Source organism: Cupriavidus sp. FW305-46, from assembly GCF_058787075.1.
The window spans coordinates 35,605-55,678 of record NZ_JBYSZI010000010.1 but is presented as its reverse complement, the minus strand read 5'-3'; the positions used below and the strand labels follow the sequence as shown (position 1 = coordinate 55,678).

The following is a 20,074-nucleotide window of genomic DNA, read 5'->3' as shown; positions in this document are numbered from 1 at the left end:
CTGAAATGGTGGGACCCAGGCGTGAGCTTTACAGGATTCAGCGCGAAAGTCGCCATTGAGCGCCTCGTGACCTGATACGGCGAGTTCCGGAATCCCGTCGCAGTGGTTCTCCTTTTCAGAACCCTGCGCATGCCTATTAATGGGAAGCTGCTCGCCGGTCGAAGCAGTGACCGGAAACGTCGGTCAGTTGCCGGGACCATCGCCAGCCCGGGGAAAAAGCGGCCACGCCGTCGCCGCGCAGGCCCCGGCCAGGAGCCAGACGCCGGCCCAGCCGCCGCGATCGAGCAGTGGCGGGATCGCCGCAGGGGCAGCGAAGTACGCGGCGAAGACCAGCGTATTGGCCAGTCCGAGGGCCGTACCCGCCCGCTCCGCGCCCGCCTGCGTCGCCAGTTCGGTGTAGGCAACCCCATGCCAGGCCGAAACCGCGATGCCAGCCAGCACGACCGCGGCCATGGTCAGCGTCGCCGGAACACCCTGCCCGACCGCCGCGCAGAGGGCCAGCGGCACGAACATCAGCGCGGCGATCAGCGTGCATTGGCGCAGCCATGCACGGCGGTTGCCACGCCGATCGGTACGGCGGCCGCTCCAGATCCGCATCGCCATCGCGCCGAGCTGCACAGCGCAAAGGGTGGCGGCGATGCCCGACACACCCACATGGGCCGCATCGTGCAGGAACACCGAGGCGAAGCTCAAGACCGCGAACTGGGGCGCGCACAGGATACCGATGGCCACCGCAATGCGCCAGACCCGCAGGCTGCGCAACGGGCTGGCATTGTCGTGCGCATGGCGCCGTGCCGACGCGGGGGCATCGAGATGCGCGGGTTCGTGCAGCCATCGCCAGGTCAGCCAGGCAGAGGCAAGGCAGAACGCGGCCAGGACTGCGTACACCCAGCGAAAGCCCATGGCAAAGGCCAGCCACGGCAACACGAGCGCCCCTAGCCCGCCGCCGAGGGGCACCGCGGTCTGGCGGATACTCATCGCCAGGCCGCGCTCGCCGTCGGCGAACCATCGCATCACCGCCCGCCCGCTGGCCCCGTTGACGCTGCCGCCCGCCAGTCCCAGCAGCGCCATGCAGGCCATCGCCACCGGCAACGGCGGCACGCGATCCGGCCTTGGGGCCAGGAACAGTGCCATCACCGCCAGTATGAGAGCGGTGGCGCCGAGCCCGTACAGCAGGACGCGACGGTCGCCCCACCGGTCGGCCGCTGCGCCCCACGGCAGTTCGGACAACGCGGCGCCGATGCCCAACGCACCAAGCAGCAGGCCAAGCCCCCCGTTGTCGATCTGATAGGCGCTGCGCAGCCACACCGCGGTGGCGGGCAACCCGTTGGCGGCAGCGATGAAGCTGGCGTTCGCGGCAACGCCGACGCCCAACACTTTCCAGCGATGCGAAGCAGCGGAAGCCGCGAGGGAATTGCCACCAGGGCGGGCAAAACAGACGGACTCGGCCACGACGGCCCTCCGATAAGGCTGTTGACAGGGCGTCAGTATTGCAACCAATATTCGTCTTGAAAATCAGAAAGTTTGGGACCAATTGTTTCGTTTTTCCGCACGATTGCCATGACGTCGAATCTTGATATTGCCGCGCTGCGCAGCTTGATCGCCGGCATCGACCTGGGCAGCTTCGCGCGCGCTGCGGAGCAGGTCGGGCGCTCCACTTCGGCCGTCAGTGCGCAGATTCACAAGCTCGAGGACATGGCAGGCACGCCGCTGTTTCGCAAGGCCGGCCGGACCCTGGAACTTACCGAGACGGGGAGTCTGCTGCTTGGCTACGCGCGCAGAATCGTTGCCCTGAACGACGAAGCTGCCGCGGCCGTGAAAGGGGTGGACCTGTCCGGCGGCGTGCGATTGGGACTGCAGGAAGAGTTCGGCGAGGCAATGCTGCCGGAGGTGTTGGGGCGGTTTGCGCGAGCGCATCCGAAGGTCCGGGTCGAAGCCATGGTGGCGCGCAATCACGATTTGTTCGCCCGCATCCAGGCGCGGACGCTGGATCTCGCGCTGGTCTGGGGCGGCGCGGATGGCGCTCGGACGGCAAGAGAGCCCGGCGCCGATATCGCCGTGGTCGGCGAACCGCCGATGTGCTGGGTCGGACCGGCTGCGCTGCCGTGGCACATCGAGCCCGGCCAGCCGATACCGCTGGCGGCGTTCGACCGGCCCTGCCATTTCCACGATGCCGCCACGGCGGCATTGGACCGCGCCGGAATCCCCTGGCGCGTCTCGTTCACCAGCCCCAACCTTGGTGGCCTGTGGGCCGCCGCGGCAGCCGGACTTGGGTTGGTGGTCCGCACGCCCTACGGCTTGCCGGCATCGCTGCGGCAACTTGGGGCTGCCGAAGGATTGCCGCCGCTCGGCAAGATGCCCCTGATGCTCCTGCGCGCGCCGGGACCCGCGTCCGAGGTATCGCAGCGCCTGGCTGACATCATGCTTGAGGCGTTGCGTCCGGTGTGATGGCGGCGGTGGGATGGCTGGTCACGTCCTACCGGATCGGCGGTGAACCATCGAATTCCGGCCGTTCACGTAACAGGATGCGGAAGACCGGTATGGGGTCGCAAGCAAGCGGGCCCCGCCAGCGGCGCGGCGCTTGATGTTTGGCGTTGCAGCAAGGCCTGTCCGACATATAGTGAAATCCTGGCCCGTGTTTATGACTGCACGTTCCCCCCGCGGTGACACCTGTTGCCATGGAGAGGCACATCGACCCCGGCAGCATGCCCATCGCCGTGAGCAACACAGCGCGGATGTCATTGCCAGCCGAATCGTGTGCGCGTTCCTACGGGAGTCTTCATGCTGTACCAGCTCGTCGAGTATCAGCGCGCGCTGCTCACGCCATTCACCGCATGGGCGGCGAGCGCAGCAAATGCGTTCATCGATCCGGCCAGCCCCTTCGCATATCTCCCGGGCGCATCGGGCTTTGCTGCTGGCTATGAGATGCTCTACCGGCTCGGCAGGACCTGCGAGAAGCCGTCGTTTGGCATCATCACCGCCATCCGGCGCGACGGCCACGTCATCGCGGTGGCTGAGCAGGTCATTGTGGAAGGGCCGTTTTGCCGGCTGCTGCGCTTCGCACCCGACATGGGCGCGCTTGACCCTTGCACCGCATCGATGCCAGCGGTGCTGGTCTGTGCGCCGCTGGCGGGCCATCATGCCGTCATGCTGCGTGAAGTCGTGCAGGCCTTGGTGCCCGAGCATGTCGTGTATGTGACGGATTGGAACGATGCGCGTCGCGTGCCGGTGGCCGAAGGACCGTTCCATCTCGATGACCAGGTGGCCCACCTGCAGGCATTTATCCGTCGGATCAGGGCGGAACCGCTACACGTGCTGGCCATCTGTCAGGCCACCGTGCCAGCGCTGGCAGCGGTTTCGCTGTTGGCGAGCGCGGGTGAGCCGACACCCAGGAGCCTCATCCTGGTGGGCGGCCCGGTCGATGCACGCCGCAGCCCGACTGCACTCGGACGTCTGGCCGCGCGCCACTCTCTCGCGTGGTTTCAGCGTAACCTGATCTATGCGGTACCGCAGCCCTACCCGGGTGCCGGACGCAAGGTGTGCCCAAGCTTTCTGCAACTTGCCGGCTTGGCGGCGGCACAGCCAGAACGTCTGGGGGAGGCTTATTGGGACTATTGCCTGGATCTCGTTCGCTGCGACCCCGTGCGTGCCAAGGAGCACCGGCGTGCCTGCGATGCCTACCACGCGGTGCTCGACATGGCGGCCGAGTTTTACCTGGACACCATCCAGCTCGTGTTCCAGGAATTTCAGTTGGCGCGCGGCAGCTGGCAGGTGCGGGGCGAGGCAGTGCGGCCACAGGACATCCGTACCACCGCACTGCTGACCATCGAGGGCGAACAGGATGAGATTTCCGGCCGGGGCCAGACGCAGGCCGCGCACGATCTGTGCCAAGGCATCGCCGCATGCGACAAGCGGCACCTCACGGCCCGCCAGTGCGGCCACTATGATCTGTTCTGCGGGCCTCGCTGGTGCACCGACGTCTACCCCCGCATCCGCGATCTGACCGGGCACGATACTTAGCATCGCCTGCCCGCGGGCAGGCGCAAGCGATCACCCAGTCAAGGGTTGTGCAATCCCAATTGGGGAACAAGAACTCGCGGTGGCCAGCTCAGGGCTGGCTCTCGGGCGCCGACGCAGGATGGCCACGCGTTGCCGCGGCGGAAGCGCCTTGGCCGCCGGCACGCCCCTTACTGCGGTCAACCTTGCCGTGCGCTTCGCTCTTGCCTTTCTTGGCACTCTCGCCGGAGGCACTGCTGGCGGCCTGCTCAGTTGGCTCCGCGCGCCTGCCAGTGTCAGTCCCCGGTGTTGGAGGCGAACCGTAGCGACCGCCCTGCGCCCACGCCGCAACGGCGGTTAGCGAAAGAGCGGCGAGGAAAGCTAGCTTTTTCATTGCTGTCTCCTTTCCTGTGGGATCGCCTTTCACGGTAGACGCTCGCGCTGTAAACACAAGCCTGCGAACCCAATAGCGCTCAAGTCGCTGCAAACTCTGCTCCGCGCCGGCGTGCGATGAGGGTGCACGCGAGTTCAAGAATAACGCTAACCCTCCGGCGCCGACGACACATCGTGCGTGATCTGCCCCGCGCCCAGCTTGTTCACGCGTCATCGCGCAGTCGGTAGTGGTACCGGTGATCGCTGATGCCGACACAGACTATGGCAACGAACTGAACGTCACGCGCCGGCGCGTACTTCGATCGTGAAGAAGTGATCGAGTGCCTGTACGGGACCGGCCGGCCCATCGACCGAGCCGCCGGGCGCGAAGCCGACCAGCCGCTGCAGGTCCCTACTTGCCGCCGACGCCGACCTTGCCGCGCCCGACCTTTCGATGCGGCACACTGGGGCGTAGCCTCTTCCTGGAGCCAGCCGTCAGCGTGACGTGCTCCGCAGGGTAGCGGGGGATCCTGTGCGGCGCGGCCTGATGGGCGGAATGGCCCGGATCGATGCGCTTGATAGCTGACATGACTGACACCTCCTCAGAGGATTCTAGTCCGAAACAGCACGGCGCTTATGCCGCCCGTCGCTAGCAGCCCCATGGGCGCTGATCCTGGGGCGTTCACCAGTGAGGGGCCCATGACCGCAACATGCAGACAGGCGCGGCAAATGTCTCCATCAATGCAATCGAGGACGCGATCAACGCGTGGCGGCGCCGCGCACAGCCGCCGGCCGACGTGTGGCCAACGGCACTACCCCGCCCGCAGCGCCCACAGGGCCTCCAGTACGTATTCCGTGGCGCGTTCTACCCGCTCCCCGCTGTGCGCCAACCCCAGTCGCCGCCACAACGCCGGCCGCAGCGGCCGCATCACTATGCGCGCATCCGGCGCCGGCGTGGTGACCTCGTGTGGCAGCAGGGCCGCACCATAGCCGGCCGCCACCAGGCTCTTGATGGCGTCGTTGTAGTTGAGCTGAATCCGCGGTGCCGGCCTGTGGCCACCGCTGGCGAACCACTCGGCGGTCAGGCGCGACAGGCGCGTGGTGCCGTCATTGAGGATCAGCGGGCGCGTTGCCAGCCAGGCCGGCGTGATGCGCGCCGGGCAGGGCCAGCTCGCTGGCAGGAAAGCCCGTACCGGATCGCGCCGCCAAGGGCGGATGGTCAGCCCCGCCACGCGCGCCTGTGGCAGTGCCACCAGACCGATCTCCAGCGTGCCGGCGGCCAGCCGCGCCAGCGTCTCCTCCGAGGTAAGCACGGCCACCTGCACGTCGATGTCGGGATGCCGCTCCGCCAGCACGGCCAGCGCCTGCGGCAGCAGGTGGGCGATGGCCCCGGTCGAGGCGCCGAGGCGCACGCGGCCGGTCAACCCCTGCACCTGACGCTGCACGTCGTCCAGCGCAAGGTCGGCATCGGCCAGCAGGCGACGGGCGCGATCGACCAGGGTCTCGCCAATGGACGACGGACGCACCTCGCCGCGCCTGCGCGTCAGCAGTTGCGCACCGACACGGGCTTCCAGCTCGGCAATGTGAAGGCTGACGGTGGGCGGAGCCAGGTGCAACGCGCGCGCGGCTTCGGCGAAGGAACCCAGATCGGCGATGGCGACGAGGGTACGCAGGCGGTCCAGGCTGATCTCGCGCATGGGGCGGCATTCCGGTTAAGGGCGTATCTGCTGACGAGGAATATCGTTCAGGAAACGTGAATTTCATCGTCATGAAATTCAACTTCTTCGATTCTATCCGGTGGCGCAAGATGGCGCTTCCTGTACCGGCCGCACCAACGCAGAGCTGATGCTGAACCGGCCGGGGCCGCCACTTTCACGCCACTGCCAAGGATCCATCCCATGCGCTACCCTCTTGTTTTCATCGACGGCGACCAGGGCACCACCGGCCTGCAGATCCACGAACGCCTGCGCGGACGCGACGATCTGCGCCTGTTGACACTGCCCGCCGGCCAGCGCAAGGATGCGCGCGCCCGCGCCGACGCCATCAACGGCTGCGACATCGCCATCCTGTGCCTGCCGGACTCCGCCGCACGCGAGGCGGTGGCGTCCATCGTCAACCCTGCGGTGCGTGTGATCGATGCCAGCTCGGCACACCGCACGCAGCCCGGCTGGACCTACGGCTTTCCCGAGATGACTGCCGGCCAGGCGCAGCGCATCGCGGGCGCGCTGCGCGTCAGCAACCCGGGCTGCTATCCCACCGGGGCGATCGGCCTGTTGCGCCCCTTGGCGGAGGCCGGCCTGCTGCCGCACGACTACCCCATCGCCATCCACGCGGTGTCGGGCTATTCGGGTGGCGGCCGCACCGCCGTCGATACCTACGAGGGACCGCAGGCCACCCGGGCCCTGCCCTTCCAGGTCTATGGCCTGGACCTGGCGCACAAGCACACGCCTGAAATCCAGCAGCACGCGGGCCTGGCACGTCGTCCCGCCTTCGTGCCGGCCTACGGCGCCTTCCGGCAAGGTATCGTACTGACGGTGGCGCTGGAGTTGGACCTGCTGGCATCGGGCACGGACGTCGGCAGGCTGCACGCCTGCCTGCTCGACCACTACGCCGGCGCCCGCCATGTCGAGGTGATGCCGCTAGCCGAATCGGCCGCCACCACTCACCTCGACCCGCAGGCACTGAACGGCACCAACGACCTGCGCCTGGGCGTGTTCGCCAACCGCGAGCACGGGCAGGTGCTGTTGGCGGCGGTGTTCGACAACCTCGGCAAGGGTGCTTCGGGGGCGGCAGTGCAGAACCTCGATCTCATGCTGGCCGGGGTGGCGGCGGAGGTTCACCGGGCCGCCTGAGGCCTACCCAGCGTCGAAATATGAAGCGGGCCGGCAGCTTCCCGGCTTCCGGCCCGCCTGATGCGATCGGGTCACTGACGCAGGAGCAATTGTTGCCGTTCGGTCAACATACTGAGGGCCTTCGCGATGCTACAGCCTGGGGTCGGCCATTCTCAGTCGATCATCGCTTCCTTCCCGAGTGACCATGGGTGCTCTGACACCGGTGGTCACTGACACGGCAGCAACTTCGTGCCACGCGCCTAGGGTTTCGCTGTTCCTCGTCGGATAAGCATGTCAAAGAGAAACTGAGCGGCCGGCGCCAACGGGCGTCCTCGTCGCGAGATCAATCCCAACGTTCGAGTTATCACTGGGTCAGTCAGCGGGATCGCAAGCAGACCACTGCTGGACTTCGGCGGCAAAGCCATTCGAGGCACAACACCGATTCCCAGGTCGGCCTGGACCAGGCTTACCAAGGCGGGAACATGATTTACCTCGCAGTACCATCGCGGTCTTACCGGCAGCCGCGCAAGGGCCTGGTCGATCAGGAAGCGGTTGCCGCTGCCCTGCGCGAGCGTAATGTAGTCACAGCCTTCAAGGTCTTTCCATTTGACGCTTCTTCGCGTCGCCAGCGGATGCCCCTTGCGACAGGCGACAACGAACGCCTCTTCAATCAAGGGGCAGAAATCGATGTCAGGCTCCTGCGTCCCGATATAGGTCAGGCCGAAATCCGCATCGCCGCGCGTGACCGCGAGAAGGACATCCCCGGAAGACTCGTCAATGATGCGGATCCGTATCCCCGGATAGCGCTCGTGATACGGCCCCACGACAGAGGGCAGGAAATGCCCGACCGCAGACGGTACGCATGCAAGCGTCACCTCGCCCGACAGCCGATCGGCAACGGTCTGGATGCCGAGCATGGCCTCTTCCAGCTCGTTGATGACGTTTCGCGCCTTGTGCACAAACATGCGGCCCAGGGTAGTCAATTCGACTTTCCGGGTGGTCCGCGTGAACAGCGCGACGCCAAGCGCTTCTTCCAGTTTATCGACGCGACGCGACAGTGCCGACTGCGACAGGAACATCGCATCGGATGCCGCCTTGAAGCTGCCCAGATCGGCTACGGCCAGGAACGCTCGCAAGTCCGCCAAATCGAAATTCATGTGTCTTACGCAAGAATACTTGTGATCTTTGCACTTTACACTTGAATCCGGTCAGCGTGATCATTCGCCCTATGGATGGAACGAAACACTGTCCTGACCAAGCAGGAGACACAATGCCCAACAAAGTACAAGAGCCGTTACGGCGCATGTCGCGCCGTAACGCCCTAGCCGCCCTCGCGATCCCGCTAGCCACTGCACTGATTCCCGCACAGGCGCAGACCTGGACACCCGCCAGGCCGATCCGGCTGATTGTCCCGTATGGGCCCGGCGGAAGCTCGGACGCCATTGCCCGCGTCATCGCGGCAGAGATGTCGAAGAATCTGGGCCAACAGATCGTGGTGGACAACAAGGGCGGCGGCCAGGGTGTCATCGCCATGCAGGAGACCGCACGCGCAGCGCCTGACGGATACACACTGGTTCTCGGCCACGTTGGCACGCTTGCCGTCAATCCCGCCATGATGCGCAAGCTTCCCTACGATCCTCTGAAGGACTTCACGCCGGTGACTTTGCTGGCGAAAGTGCCGATGGTGTTCGCGGTGGGGCCTACCGTCCATAGCGATTCCATCAAGGCATTCATCGCCCAGGCCAAGGCGAAGCCTGGTGCCATGACCTACGGATCGGCGGGCAACGGAAGCGCTGGCAACGTTGCTTTCGAGATGCTCAAGCAGACTGCGCATATCGATCTTGTGCACGTGCCATATAAGGGCACCGGCGCCCAGATTTCCGACTTGCTCGCCGGAAACATCGACGCCGCATCGGCGGGCCTGGCGGGGATCCTGCAACACGCCAAGGCGGGCAAGCTGCGCATACTCGCCGTTGGATCGTCAAAGCGCCTCGCGCCGATTCCCAACGTTCCCACCATTGCCGAGGAAGGCTACCCGGGATTTGAAAGCTCGCAATGGTTTGGGCTGATGGCGCCAGCGCGCACGCCCACGCCGGTGGTCAGCCGCCTGCATGCCGAGGCAGTCAAGGCCCTGGCCACCCCGCTGGTGCGACAACGACTTGCCGAGGACGCAAGCACGCCTGTCGGCGCGGGCAGCGCCGAATTTGCGTCATTCATTCGTTCCGAGCAACAACGCTGGGGCACCGTCATCCGCAGCGCGGGAATCCAGGCAAACTAAGTCTTCCGAGAATATCCAGCATGCAACAAGATCGAATCACTGTATCCGAAGCCGAACTCCGCCAGCTCGGAGTGCGCGCGTTCCAGGGCCTGGGCCTGACCGAAGGGGACGCCATCGATGTCATTGACATCCTGGTACTTGCAGACCTCTTCGGGCTCAGCACCCATGGACTGTCTCGCATTGAATCCTATGGCGAACGGCTCCAGTCCGGCGGTATCTCGGCACGCCCCACCATTACAGTTGAGCGCGCCGCGCCGGCGCTGGTGAAGGTCGATGGTGGCAACGCAGTCGGCCCGCTCGCTGGCATGAAGGCGCTGCGCGCCGCCATGGAAGTCGCCGAAGAATTCGGCATCGGCATGGCCTTCGTCCGGGGCAGCAATCATTTCGGGCCAGTTTCACCGTACAGCTACATTGCGGCGGAAGCAGGATTCGCCAGCATGATTGGCAGCAACGCCACGACGACCATCGCGCCATGGGGTGGAAGCGACGCCCGCCTGGGCAACAGCCCGCTGGGTTTCGGCGTACCGGGGCATGACGGCCGCCACTTCCTGCTGGACATGGCCATGAGCGTGGCCGCACGCGCCAAGATTCGCAATGCGCTCAAGGCAGGACAATCCATCCCGGATTCATGGGCCACCGACGCGCAAGGACGACGGACCACCGATCCCAAGGCTGCCCTCGATGGCTTCCTGCTGCCGATTGGCGGGCACAAGGGCTATGGGCTGGCACTGATGGTCGATCTTTTCGCAGGACTGCTGTCGGATGCGGCGTACCTGACTCACGTCAAGTCGTGGGTCGATGCACCCGACCAGCCCCAGAACCTGGGCCATTTCTTTATCCTGGTTGATACCCGGCGACTGGGATCGGCCCAATGGCTGGCTGCCCGCATGCAAGACTTTGCGGCGATCCTCCACGGTAGCGCACCCGCGGAGCCTGGCAAGCCTGTTATTGTTCCCGGAGAGATCGAACTCGACAAGCTGGCGCGTCAGCGCGAAAAGGGCATTCTCATGGATCCAGCGGTGAAGGCGCTACTGGATCGACATGCCAACGCAAAGACGAACTGAAATGGCACACGCCGGAAGCATCATGACAAGTCAATATGCAAGGCTTGCAGCGGAGCTTGCGCCGACGGGAATCCTTCGCGCATCCATCAACGTAGGCAACCCTATCCTGGCAAACCTCGATGCCGGCGGCAATCCATTCGGCGTTTCAGTAGACCTCGCCCGTGAGCTTGCCAGTTGCTTGGGCGTTCCGCTTGAGCTTGTCGTATTTGACTCAGCAGGGAAGTCGGTCGAGGCCGTCACGGCCGAACAGGCGGACTTCGGATTCTTTGCCGTCGACCCGGTCCGGGGGGCCGGCATCGCATTCTCCGAACCCTACGTGCTGATCGAAGGCGCGTATTTGGTGAAGGAGGAATCCACCGTCAAGGCCAACGAAGAGGTCGACCTCGCCGGACGCCGTGTCGTGGTAGGAAAAGGGAGCGCCTACGATCTTTATCTCACTCGTACGCTGCAACATGCACACATCGTGCGCGCCCCGACGTCCCCTGCCGTTGTGCAAACATTCCTGGAGCAAAGCGCGGACGTGGCTGCAGGGGTGCGACAGCAATTGGAAGCAGATGCCAAGCGCACTGCGGGCCTGAGGTTGTTGCCGGGCCGGTTTATGGTCATACAGCAAGCCATGGGCCTCCCCATAGCCCGCAGCGCTGAAGCCGTGGAATTGCTACGGCGGTTCGTCGAGCAGATGAAGGCCTCCTGCTTCGTTTCGGACGCTCTCAGGCGTCACGGAATCGAGGGCGCGTCCGTCGCGCCCGCGAAATCATAGCCTGCACGCAACGCCGGGCTGGCAATGCCGGCGACGCAGGTGCTGATCTATGACAACGCCAAGCGGGGAACACCATTGATGCTCGCCGCACCCAGCGTTGTGCTGGACTTGCCCCTGCGCGTGCTGGTGCGCGATGACTGCCAGGGCAGCACCTGGATGAGCTGCCACACCGCCGCGGAACTGGAAAGCGCCCACCCATTGCCGGCCGGCAGCGCCGCGCCGCCGGCTGTGGCGCAGCGGATGATTCTTGACACGGTGGGCGCGCAAGGCGCCCCACGGTGATTTATCCGGCCAGGCCCTTGTTCGGGTTGATCAGGTACTTCTCACCCGTCGCGCGCTTGTTGTAGACGGCAATCACGTCCAGGTCCAGCACCTCGGCCAGCGAGATCTCTTTCGAGTAGTGGCTGGCAAAGGTGGTCTTCAGCTCCGCCATCACGCGTTGCTTCAGCGCGTTGGCCCGCTCGCGCCCGATCTTCTGCAGGAACGGGAACAGCAGCCAGCCGCCCATGCCCCACGCCATGCCGAAGTTGCGGTTGAACTCGGTCGGGCTTGTGTCCAGGCCGCCGTAGAGATAGACCTGCTTGTGGGTGGTCGAGCCATAGCGGCTGTATTCGCGGGCCGTCTTGTTCAAGGCCGCTTCCATGCAGGTGAGGATCTGGCCGCCGAGCTTGCCGCCGCCCGTGGCGTCGAAGGCGATCGTTGCGCCAGTGGCGACGAGTGCCTCGGTGAGGTCCTGCATGAACGTCGGCGACGCGGCGTTGCAGACGTGGACCGCACCTTGTGCCTTGAGCAGGTCCGCCTGCTCTTGCTTGCGCACGATGTTCACCAGCTTGATGCCATCCTTGAGACAGATCTGATTGAGCATCTGGCCCAGGTTGGAGGCCGCGGCGGTGTGCACCAGGGCGCTATGTCCTTCAAGCCGCATGGTCTCGACCATGCCCAGTGCGGTGAGCGGGTTGACGAATGACGACGCGCCGTCAGCAGGCGTGGCGCCTTCGGGCAGGACCAGGCACTGGTCCGCGGGAATGCAGCGGTACTGCGAGTACATCGCGCCGCCGATGGCAGCCACGGTCTTGCCCATCAAGGCTTGCGCCGCGGGGGACGAGCCTGCATCGACGACCACGCCCGCGCCCTCATTGCCAACCGGCATGGACGCATCCAGGCGGCCCGCCATGCTGCGCATCGCGCCTTCCGGAACGCGCGCGGTGACGATGGGGTGCTCGGCCGTGCCGCTGGCCTTGGCCGTGCTCATGTCGGCCGCACCGAACAGCAGTCCGAGATCGGACGGGTTGAGGGGAGAGGCTTCAATGCGGATGAGCACTTCATCCGGGCCAGGGTTCGGCGTGTCGATGCTGGCTAGCGACAGCTCGAGTTCACCACTGCTCTTGATTTGCGAACGAAGTTGAAGTGCGGTGCGCATTCGATGTCTCCTTGGTCTGTCGGTTTGCGGTGAGCGCGGCAGCAGCGGGGGGCTGTTTTCGCCAGCAGTCAGCAATGTAGCAAGTTCCTGCGAATCCCGTACTGGGCCGGAAATTCAGGTCATGCGCCGGCCGACAGGCCATCATGCATCGCACTGATAGCGGTGGATATGCCAATCACCTGGCGGTCAGCCCTGTTGCGCTTTACGTTCCAGTCGCCGGCTCGACTCGGACTGAAGGAAACGATTGACCCGCCTGTGCGGGACCGGCCGGCCCACGAGCACGGCCAGCCCCTGCATGCTGCACGGCGGCAACATCATTCGGCCTTGTAGCCCGATGCCTTGATGGGCCGTTCCCAGCGCCTGAGCTCGGCGACCTGGGTCTCGCCGAGTTGCTGCGGGCCGGCGTAGTTTGCATTCAGGCCGATCTCGCGGATGCGCGCCTGGAGATCGGTCGCCTTGAGCACTTCGGCGATCGCGTCGGACAGGCGCTTGACCTTGTCGGCCGGCAGGCCTGCGGGGGCGAACAGGCCGACGAAGGCCTCAGCTGTGGCGTCGATGCCGGACTCCTTGAGCGTTGGCACGTCGGGCAGCGCCGGCGATCGCGCGTTACCCGTGACCGCGAGGATGCGCAGGCGGCCCGCGCGGTGATGCTCGATGGTCTCCGATATCGTGTCCACCATGATGGGAATCTGTCCGCCCAGCAGATCGGACACTGCCGGCGCGCCGCCCTTGTAGGCAACGTGCGTGAGCGGCACGCCTGAGGCCTGCGACAGCAGCACGCCCGCAAAGTGCGGCACGGTGCCTGCGCCCGAAGTACCGTAGTTGGCGCGGGCCGGGTTGGCCTTGAGCCAGTTCAGCACCGCGCGGATGTCGCCGGCCGGCGCCGCCGGACCCGCCGTCACCGCGAAGTCGAAGGTCACCACGCGCGCGATGGGCGTGAAGTCCTTCACCGGGTCATAGTTGAGGTGGTAGAGCCATGGCGAGATCACCAACGCGCCGCTGGGCGAAATGACCAGCGTGTTGCCGTCGGCCGGCGCGCGCTTTGCTTCCCCAAGCACCAGGCGACCGCCAGCTCCGGGCTTGTTCTCGACGATCACCTGCTGGCCGAGCGGCAGGCGCAGGCGCTCGGCCAGCAGCCGCGCCACGACATCGACCGAGCCGCCGGGCGCGAAGCCGACCAGCAGCTTGAGGGGGGGCTTGTCCTGGGCAAGGGCGCCCATAGGCAGCGCGGCGGCCAGCGCCAAGGTTGCAGCCACCCGATTGAAAACGCGTCGCTTCATCATGCTGAGAGTCTCCTTGGTCAGCCGAAGTCGATCAGAAACCGAATACTCGCATGGCATTGCCCGAACGCACGGCGTTGCGCTGCGCGGCGGACAGCCGCTCCGTATTGGCGAAGGACCCGCGCGTGTCGTGAACCTGGTGCGGCCAGTCGGTGCCGAACATCACCCGGTCGGCGCCGACGACCGAGATCAGGAACTCCAGCGAAGCCGGGCTGTACGAGATGCAGTCGTAGTGGATGTGGCGCAGGTAGTCGATGGGCGTGCGCTGCATCTTGCGCCGCTGGGGGATCTCGACCTCGTGGCCCTTCCCGAAACGACCGGCCAGGTAGGGCAACGCACCACCCGCATGCGAGGCGATGATCTTGAGGTTGGGGTATTGGTCGAAGAAGCCCTCGAAGATCATGCGCGTGATGGCGAGCGTGGTGTCGAACATGAAGCCCACGGACCAGCTCAGGTCGAACTTGGTCATGTCCATCAGGTCGGCGCCCGGCGGGTCGGTGGGGTGCACCAGCACCGGCAGCGCGCGGCGGTCGATTTCGGCCCAGATGGGCGCGAAGGCCGGGTCGGTCAGGCTGCGGCCGGCGATGTTGGCCAGCACCATGACGCCGCTCGCACCGTTGTCGCAGGTGCGCTTGAGCTCGTCGAGCGCGCGCTGCGGGTATTCCCACGGCAGCGAGGTGAACCAGCGCAGCCGGCTCGGGTGATCGGCCTGCGCCTGCGCCAGCGAATCGTTGGATTCGCGGGCCGCTTCGCAGCTGGTTTCCTCGTCGCCCCAGAACACATTGGGGCAAGTCAGCGACATGACAGAGATGTCGATGCCGGCCGCGTCCATGTGCTGGATGCGCAGGTCGTAGTCGAAGTGTCCTTTCTGTGGGATGACCACGGGCGTGTCGCCACGGAATACCTCGTGCTGGCCGTCGGGGCGCTGCTGGATGTTGTAGAGCCCGCCCTTGCGCTTGAGCAGCTCCAGCCAGGGCTTTGTGAAGATGTGGGTGTGAACATCGATGACAGGCATCTAGGGGGCTCCCGTGGTGTGTGAGTGACGGATGTCTAGACACTACTGTAGTGATCTGGCATAAACGTATTGGCAGATATCTTGATACCAGGATAAGTAAATACTTATGCCCGACCGACTCACCGCCCTGGCCCTTGAAACGCTGGGCCGCATGCGCTCGCGCCTGAAGGCGCGCCAGCTCAACCTGCTGGTCGCGCTGAACGAGTACGGCTCGCTCTCCCGCGTGGCGCAGGAATGGGGGGTGACCCAGCCCTACCTGACGCAGATGCTGGCCGAGGTCGAATCCATGATGGGCACGGCCCTGTTCACGCGGCAACGCGGTGGCGTCACGCCCACGCCGGTGGGGCGCATCGCGATCTCGCGCGCTTCGCGCCTGCTGGTCGACCTGCAGGACTGGGCCAACGACATGGCCGCAGCCCGCCTGGGCTTCACCGAGCGGCTCAGCATCGGCGTGATCCACTACCTGTCCGGCCAGTTGCTGTGCGACACGCTCTCGCACACGCGCGAGCAGGTCGGGCCGTTCGTGTTCTCGGTGGAGGAAGCCAGCAGCGACCGCCTGCTGGCGCTGCTTCGCGAGCACAGGCTCGAAGGCGTGGTGGCACGCGCGCGCGGCGCGGCACAGGTGCGTGACCTGCGCTGCGACATCCTGTTCCGCCAGCGCCCCGCGCTGGTGTGCCACCTCAAGACTGCCAGGCATCTGGGCAAGCGCGCGCTGGACTGGCACCAGCTCGCCACCATGGACTGGGTCCTGCCGCCCGCGGGCACGGCGCTGGGCGCCTCGGTGCTGGACCTGTTCCTGCACGTGGGCGAAGAGCCACCGGTGCCGGCCATCGAAACCCATTCGCTCAAGATCGTCGGCCGCATGATCGAGCGCAACCCGTCGATGGTGGCCATCGTGCCCGCCGACGTGGCGCACGATCTCTCCACCCGCGCGCACGTGGCCAGCGTGCCCTGCGACCTGGAGTGGCCGCTGCCGCCGGTGGCGCTTTACCGGCGCCAGGGTGCGGGTGACTCGCCCACCATGGCGACCTTTGTGCGCACGCTGAAGACCTTGTGCAAGGAACGGTTCTGATGACCGCCAGTCACCTCTTCCCGACCTCCCCAATGTCCGCATCTCCCGAACCAACACCGTCCCAACAACTCTCCGACCAGCAACTGGTGCAGGAAATCTGTTCGGCTCCCAATGCGCTGGAAGCCCACCGCCGGTTCGAGAAGAACGCGGCCGCCTTGGAAGAATGGCAGATCATCTTTGCGGAGGAGAGCAACGCCGGATCCATCAAGCTGCTGGATCAGACACTAGGTCCGTCCGGCGTTGCGACGTCTGTATTCCGCGGGAAATCGCTATGGCTGATGGACGCGCCATTTGTCTCGCAATCCGGGCCAATGGGCTTTCACGGCGGCTCGGCCATGTTCGTAGACTCCAATGCGGCCACCTATATTCGCACGATCGCCTACCAGGACAACCCGTCTCCGGAAGCGTTGAACCGGGCTGATCTGATCAACCAGATCGGACCAAGGCTGCAACAGCTCAACCCCTATCTCTACTTGTGGGAGTCGCTCCGGTCCTGGAACGAAGGGACGGTCGCCAGATGCAAAGAGTCAGTAGCCGCGATCCATGCGCTGTCGTCCTCCGGCAGCAAGCTGACTGCGGAATGGGGTCGGCGCTTCCGCGCGCAGTTCCGTGAGAGTGCAGAGAATTTTGCCACCGGCCTGATGGCGGAATTCGAACGGAACCTGAAGGCTGGGCTTTTCGCCGGCCTGGAGGACCAGCTCGATCTGATGGAGGCCATCCTGGTTCGGAGCCAGATCATCGAGCTGAGTTCCAAGAAGGCCAAGGAGCACAAGCTGGCGCAGTTGGTCGACTACATGCACGAAGAACTGTCCACGATCATGCTACGGGAGCTGATCGTCTGCGGTGACATCCTGCTTCGCAGCAACCGATCAAGAATTTCCAGGAAGCTCAATTCCATCCAGAACCATGCCGATCCCCTGGGGCTGATCAGAAATTGCGCTTGGGACATGTACATTCCTCGCGCCCTGGATGCCTTGACCTCCGTCACTCCGGACCAGGCTCCTCACGTGGACTTCTATGTGGCGGAGGTGCTCAGCTTCGACGGCGACGTATCAGACATCATCAACACCACGAAGTTGAGGGCGATCGCCGTGCATCGGCCTTCGAAGAAGAACTTCCCGTTCTTCGATAGCGATGTGGCCGAGTGGTTGGGCAACCGCCTCGGGCCGAAACGCATGGACGCGCTGTCGGACTACTTCCTGCCGGAAGCGTTCATGGATCGAGCTAGGCGCCGGCCCTTAACGTCGGTCCGGTCCATTCTGGAAGCAGACCGCGAGGAGCTGATGCAGTTGATCCGGCAAAGGAGGGGTTGAACTCGAAACCGGGCCGCCCAGACTGTTGGCAATTTGCTGCATGGCCCGGCCCCCTCGACTGCCGAAGCCGCCCCCTGCAGTAGTCGAGAGGCTGCTCAGGGTCGGAAGCGGCAGTTTGCTGGAACGCCACCAAACCGCTAAAACGACCACAAGCTGTATATACTCGCTCCACACATAGCGCACGACCTGCCGCCAAGGCGGTAGCGAAAGGTGACGGTACAAAAAGATGAAAAATACCGTATATCTCGCCTTGCCCGCGATGTTGGGAGCGGGTTGACCCGCGCCAACCATGAGCCAGACTCCTCCACGCACCCAGTTGCTGGCAACAACGGCCGGCGGCACCATGCCAGCGATCCCTACCACGCCGCGCTATGGCAGCGCGCCTTCTCACTGGGACGGCTTTGTACTGGAGCGCCACCTGCTGCCCGCCGGCGCCCTGGACACCACGGTCATGCCCGTGCACTGCCTGGCCGTCCCGATCGGCCGGCATCCCGTCGCGATCTGCTGGCACGTCAACGGGCGGCGCCTGGACGGGGCGATGGCGCCAAACCAGGTCTATTTTCGCGCCGCAGGCGATGCGCTTTCCAGCGCCTGGTCAGCCCCGCTGGATGCCATCTATTTTTCCGTGCGACCCGATGCCCTTGTCCTGGCGCATGAACAGACGCACGAACGCAGCGCGCCCGATCTGCGCTCGGACTTCGCCGGCGGCGCCGACAATGGCCTGGTGCAACTGGTGCTGGCGCTGGATGCCCATGTCCAGGGCGGCAGCGTGGGCGGCAGCCTACTCGACCAATCCTTGCTGCTGGCCATCAGCCTGCGCGTGGGCCTCCTCTATGGCGGCGGGAGGCAGGACGCAAGCGCTCTGGCAGGGCAACGGGGCCTTTTGTCCAGGCACACGCTGGCGCGGCTGGACGATTTCATCCTCGCCCACCTGTCTCAGCCGCTCACCATCGACGCGATCGCCGCCGCGGTCCATATCAGCCCCTTCCACCTGTGCCGGATGTTCCGCAAGACGCGCCAGGTCAGCCTTTGGCAATACGTGCTGATATGCCGCGTCGAGTATGCGCGCAAACTGATACGGCGCCACCCCGATATGTCCCTGTCCGATGTGGCGGCGGCAAGCGGGTTCGATTCCTACACACAATTCTTCGCTGCCTTCCGCAAGTTCAGCGGGGCATCGCCAAGCGATTTCCGCCGCAATGCGCATGTGCAGGCCAGGCAAGCCTGACCTGACAGCCGACGCACAAGCCTGCTCCCCAGAATTATTCGCAAGAAACCGCAAGTACGGGCGTGGCGGATCTCGTATTGTCCTTGTATCCCCCCGAATGGGGGAAAAGCCATACAGAGCAAGGCGGGCAATCAGGCCGCGCGGGGCAAACCCCCGGCAGGTGCGCGGCGCAGGCGCCCAGGGGGGAGCGCGATGAAAGAAGAAGTGATGCATCAGACCATACGAGGTCTGTACGAGGGCATCCTTGACGAAACCGCCTGGCAGTCCAGCCTGGCCCTGCTGCGCGATGCCAGTGAAAGCATGCACGCCTCGCTGGTGGAGTTCGACGCGCTCAGCCAGCGGTTGCGGGTCAGCGAGATCCATGCCCTGAACCAGGAACTGGTCGACGCTTACAACGACCACTACCAGGCCGAGGATCCGTCGCGGACATACACGCGCCAAATGGCGGTGGGAGACTGGTATATCGATTCGCGCGACCTGGGTCTGGAGAATATGAGCCGGCTGCCCTACTACCGCGAGTTCATGCACGGGTTCAATCTGAGTTCCGTCATGGGCTGCCTGGTCGAGCGCAAGCCGCACCGCGAAATCTATTTCTCGCTGCAAAAGCCGCTCGGACAACAACCCTTCCACGCCGACGACGCGCGCCGGCTAGGCTGGGCCATCCCGCACCTGCGACAGGCACTGAGCCTGCGCGAGCGAACGCTGGACGTCACCATGCTAGGTGAGCTGTCTGCGCAAGTGCTGGAGCGACTCCCCTTTGGCCTGATCGTCGTCGCGCCCGACTGCAAGGTGCTGCTCAGCAATGCCCGTGGCGAACTCTGGGTGAGGCGGCTGTTACCGGGCCAGCAGGGTGACCCCGGAGGCCGGGCGTGCCATGACGACTGGTGCCTAAGCCGGCCGTTCCGGGATATGCTGGCTGCGGCCTGCAGCCCTGAAGGGGCCATGCCGGCCCAGGCCGCGCATGCCCGCGACGACAGCGGGCACAGCGCAAGCGTCATCGTGCTGCCGCTGCCGCCGGCCCATCGCCTGGCCAGCCGATGGCAGCGCCCCGCCGCCCTGGTTGCAGTCCGCGAGGTCGGCGCTGCTCCGCCCCTGCTGGCGGGCGTGCTACGCGAACTGTATGGCCTCACCGCATCCGAGGTTCGACTGGCGACCGTGCTCACCGCGGGCATCGGGCTGCCCGAAGCCTGCGCGCGGCTCGGCATCCGCCACGAGACTGCCCGCAGCCAGCTCAAGGCGATCTTCAACAAGACCGAGACCGGCAGCCAGGCCAGCCTCGCTCACCTGCTGAGCGAACTTGGTGCGTGCATGGGCCCTGGCTGATGACGGTCCGTTGCCGCTTTCGAGGGCCACGGATATGTCGAATACGCAGGGCGCAATATTCACGTCTACACCGAGCTCAGGCATCGTGTTGCAGAGCCCACGATCTGCGCCGTTGCATCTGG

At 65.2% G+C, this 20,074-nt stretch carries 18 protein-coding genes; 11 read left to right on the top strand and 7 right to left on the bottom strand.

Features of this window, described 5'->3' with window-relative positions; translation table 11 throughout:
* Window positions 1–183: 183 nt before the first annotated feature.
* Window positions 184–1,452, bottom strand: coding sequence for an MFS transporter (locus tag AC3WON_RS07130; protein ID WP_492351501.1), 1,269 nt, complete (start codon window positions 1,450–1,452; stop codon window positions 184–186).
* A 108-nt stretch (window positions 1,453–1,560) separates the two neighbouring features.
* Here AC3WON_RS07130 and AC3WON_RS07125 point away from each other — a divergent pair, with 108 nt between their 5' ends.
* Complete coding sequence (locus AC3WON_RS07125; RefSeq protein WP_492318013.1) at window positions 1,561–2,448, top strand: LysR substrate-binding domain-containing protein; 888 nt, start codon at window positions 1,561–1,563, stop codon at window positions 2,446–2,448.
* Between the two features lie 333 nt (window positions 2,449–2,781).
* A complete protein-coding gene (gene phaZ / locus AC3WON_RS07120; RefSeq protein WP_492351500.1) occupies window positions 2,782–4,020 on the top strand; it encodes a polyhydroxyalkanoate depolymerase in 1,239 nt (412 codons plus the stop codon).
* Between the two features lie 760 nt (window positions 4,021–4,780).
* Here the strand turns inward: phaZ and AC3WON_RS07115 are convergent.
* Both AC3WON_RS07115 and AC3WON_RS07110 read right to left on the bottom strand, forming a co-directional pair.
* Window positions 4,781–4,957 carry a hypothetical protein gene (locus AC3WON_RS07115; RefSeq protein ID WP_492351499.1) on the bottom strand — a complete coding sequence of 59 codons (177 nt, stop codon included), beginning with the start codon at window positions 4,955–4,957 and terminating at the stop codon, window positions 4,781–4,783.
* 223 nt (window positions 4,958–5,180) lie between these two features.
* Window positions 5,181–6,065 carry a LysR family transcriptional regulator gene (locus tag AC3WON_RS07110; RefSeq protein ID WP_492318016.1) on the bottom strand — a complete coding sequence of 295 codons (885 nt, stop codon included), beginning with the start codon at window positions 6,063–6,065 and terminating at the stop codon, window positions 5,181–5,183.
* Between the two features lie 201 nt (window positions 6,066–6,266).
* On the opposite strand from AC3WON_RS07110, the gene argC reads away from it, so the two are divergent.
* On the top strand, window positions 6,267–7,220 hold the full coding sequence (gene argC / locus AC3WON_RS07105) for an N-acetyl-gamma-glutamyl-phosphate reductase (protein WP_492318017.1): 954 nt from the start codon (window positions 6,267–6,269) through the stop codon (window positions 7,218–7,220).
* 239 nt (window positions 7,221–7,459) lie between these two features.
* Here the strand turns inward: argC and AC3WON_RS07100 are convergent, their stop codons facing one another.
* Window positions 7,460–8,356: a LysR family transcriptional regulator gene (locus AC3WON_RS07100; protein ID WP_492351498.1), complete on the bottom strand. Its 897-nt coding sequence runs from the start codon at window positions 8,354–8,356 to the stop codon at window positions 7,460–7,462.
* 113 nt (window positions 8,357–8,469) lie between these two features.
* Here AC3WON_RS07100 and AC3WON_RS07095 point away from each other — a divergent pair, with 113 nt between their 5' ends.
* From AC3WON_RS07095 to AC3WON_RS07080, 4 genes are read left to right on the top strand one after another with little or no spacing between them, the layout of a single operon-like run.
* Window positions 8,470–9,477, top strand: coding sequence for a Bug family tripartite tricarboxylate transporter substrate binding protein (locus tag AC3WON_RS07095; RefSeq protein ID WP_492351497.1), 1,008 nt, complete (start codon window positions 8,470–8,472; stop codon window positions 9,475–9,477).
* 20 nt (window positions 9,478–9,497) lie between these two features.
* A complete protein-coding gene (locus tag AC3WON_RS07090) occupies window positions 9,498–10,541 on the top strand; it encodes an Ldh family oxidoreductase (protein ID WP_492318020.1) in 1,044 nt (347 codons plus the stop codon).
* 22 nt (window positions 10,542–10,563) lie between these two features.
* Complete coding sequence (locus AC3WON_RS07085) at window positions 10,564–11,301, top strand: ABC transporter substrate-binding protein (protein ID WP_492318021.1); 738 nt, start codon at window positions 10,564–10,566, stop codon at window positions 11,299–11,301.
* Between the two features lie 18 nt (window positions 11,302–11,319).
* Complete coding sequence (locus AC3WON_RS07080) at window positions 11,320–11,583, top strand: DUF302 domain-containing protein (RefSeq protein ID WP_492318213.1); 264 nt, start codon at window positions 11,320–11,322, stop codon at window positions 11,581–11,583.
* A gap of 1 nt (window position 11,584) precedes the next feature.
* Here AC3WON_RS07080 and AC3WON_RS07075 read toward each other — a convergent pair whose 3' ends face one another.
* The 3 genes from AC3WON_RS07075 to AC3WON_RS07065 form a co-directional block, all read right to left on the bottom strand.
* Complete coding sequence (locus AC3WON_RS07075) at window positions 11,585–12,721, bottom strand: zinc-binding dehydrogenase (RefSeq protein WP_492351496.1); 1,137 nt, start codon at window positions 12,719–12,721, stop codon at window positions 11,585–11,587.
* 314 nt (window positions 12,722–13,035) lie between these two features.
* On the bottom strand, window positions 13,036–14,004 hold the full coding sequence (locus AC3WON_RS07070; protein WP_492351495.1) for a Bug family tripartite tricarboxylate transporter substrate binding protein: 969 nt from the start codon (window positions 14,002–14,004) through the stop codon (window positions 13,036–13,038).
* A 31-nt stretch (window positions 14,005–14,035) separates the two neighbouring features.
* Entirely contained in the window at window positions 14,036–15,016 is a 981-nt protein-coding gene (locus AC3WON_RS07065) for an amidohydrolase family protein (RefSeq protein WP_492351494.1), read from the bottom strand.
* A gap of 106 nt (window positions 15,017–15,122) precedes the next feature.
* On the opposite strand from AC3WON_RS07065, the gene AC3WON_RS07060 reads away from it, so the two are divergent.
* The 4 genes from AC3WON_RS07060 to AC3WON_RS07045 all read left to right on the top strand — a co-directional run bounded on the left by AC3WON_RS07060 (window position 15,123) and on the right by AC3WON_RS07045 (window position 19,952).
* A complete protein-coding gene (locus tag AC3WON_RS07060; protein WP_492351493.1) occupies window positions 15,123–16,088 on the top strand; it encodes a LysR family transcriptional regulator in 966 nt (321 codons plus the stop codon).
* Window positions 16,088–17,401 carry a hypothetical protein gene (locus AC3WON_RS07055; RefSeq protein WP_492351492.1) on the top strand — a complete coding sequence of 438 codons (1,314 nt, stop codon included), beginning with the start codon at window positions 16,088–16,090 and terminating at the stop codon, window positions 17,399–17,401. Before AC3WON_RS07060 ends, AC3WON_RS07055 begins: the two co-directional genes overlap by 1 nt.
* 451 nt (window positions 17,402–17,852) lie before the next feature.
* On the top strand, window positions 17,853–18,629 hold the full coding sequence (locus AC3WON_RS07050; RefSeq protein ID WP_492351491.1) for a helix-turn-helix transcriptional regulator: 777 nt from the start codon (window positions 17,853–17,855) through the stop codon (window positions 18,627–18,629).
* Between the two features lie 192 nt (window positions 18,630–18,821).
* Complete coding sequence (locus tag AC3WON_RS07045) at window positions 18,822–19,952, top strand: helix-turn-helix transcriptional regulator (protein ID WP_492351490.1); 1,131 nt, start codon at window positions 18,822–18,824, stop codon at window positions 19,950–19,952.
* The last annotated feature ends 122 nt before the right edge of the window (window positions 19,953–20,074 follow it).

Excerpts from the sequence above, each read along its gene's own strand:
- AC3WON_RS07050 (WP_492351491.1), top strand. The coding sequence starts at position 17,853 with ATGCCCGTGCACTGCCTGGCCGTCCCGATCGGCCGGCATCCCGTCGCG.
- AC3WON_RS07060 (WP_492351493.1), top strand. The coding sequence starts at position 15,123 with ATGCCCGACCGACTCACCGCCCTGGCCCTTGAAACGCTGGGCCGCATG.
- AC3WON_RS07125 (WP_492318013.1), top strand. The coding sequence starts at position 1,561 with ATGACGTCGAATCTTGATATTGCCGCGCTGCGCAGCTTGATCGCCGGC.
- AC3WON_RS07085 (WP_492318021.1), top strand. The coding sequence starts at position 10,564 with ATGACAAGTCAATATGCAAGGCTTGCAGCGGAGCTTGCGCCGACGGGA.
- AC3WON_RS07110 (WP_492318016.1), bottom strand. The coding sequence starts at position 6,065 with ATGCGCGAGATCAGCCTGGACCGCCTGCGTACCCTCGTCGCCATCGCC.
- argC (WP_492318017.1), top strand. The coding sequence starts at position 6,267 with ATGCGCTACCCTCTTGTTTTCATCGACGGCGACCAGGGCACCACCGGC.
- AC3WON_RS07100 (WP_492351498.1), bottom strand. The coding sequence starts at position 8,356 with ATGAATTTCGATTTGGCGGACTTGCGAGCGTTCCTGGCCGTAGCCGAT.
- AC3WON_RS07075 (WP_492351496.1), bottom strand. The coding sequence starts at position 12,721 with ATGCGCACCGCACTTCAACTTCGTTCGCAAATCAAGAGCAGTGGTGAA.
- AC3WON_RS07045 (WP_492351490.1), top strand. The coding sequence starts at position 18,822 with ATGAAAGAAGAAGTGATGCATCAGACCATACGAGGTCTGTACGAGGGC.
- AC3WON_RS07070 (WP_492351495.1), bottom strand. The coding sequence starts at position 14,004 with ATGATGAAGCGACGCGTTTTCAATCGGGTGGCTGCAACCTTGGCGCTG.
- AC3WON_RS07065 (WP_492351494.1), bottom strand. The coding sequence starts at position 15,016 with ATGCCTGTCATCGATGTTCACACCCACATCTTCACAAAGCCCTGGCTG.
- AC3WON_RS07090 (WP_492318020.1), top strand. The coding sequence starts at position 9,498 with ATGCAACAAGATCGAATCACTGTATCCGAAGCCGAACTCCGCCAGCTC.
- AC3WON_RS07115 (WP_492351499.1), bottom strand. The coding sequence starts at position 4,957 with ATGTCAGCTATCAAGCGCATCGATCCGGGCCATTCCGCCCATCAGGCC.
- AC3WON_RS07055 (WP_492351492.1), top strand. The coding sequence starts at position 16,088 with ATGACCGCCAGTCACCTCTTCCCGACCTCCCCAATGTCCGCATCTCCC.
- AC3WON_RS07095 (WP_492351497.1), top strand. The coding sequence starts at position 8,470 with ATGCCCAACAAAGTACAAGAGCCGTTACGGCGCATGTCGCGCCGTAAC.
- phaZ (WP_492351500.1), top strand. The coding sequence starts at position 2,782 with ATGCTGTACCAGCTCGTCGAGTATCAGCGCGCGCTGCTCACGCCATTC.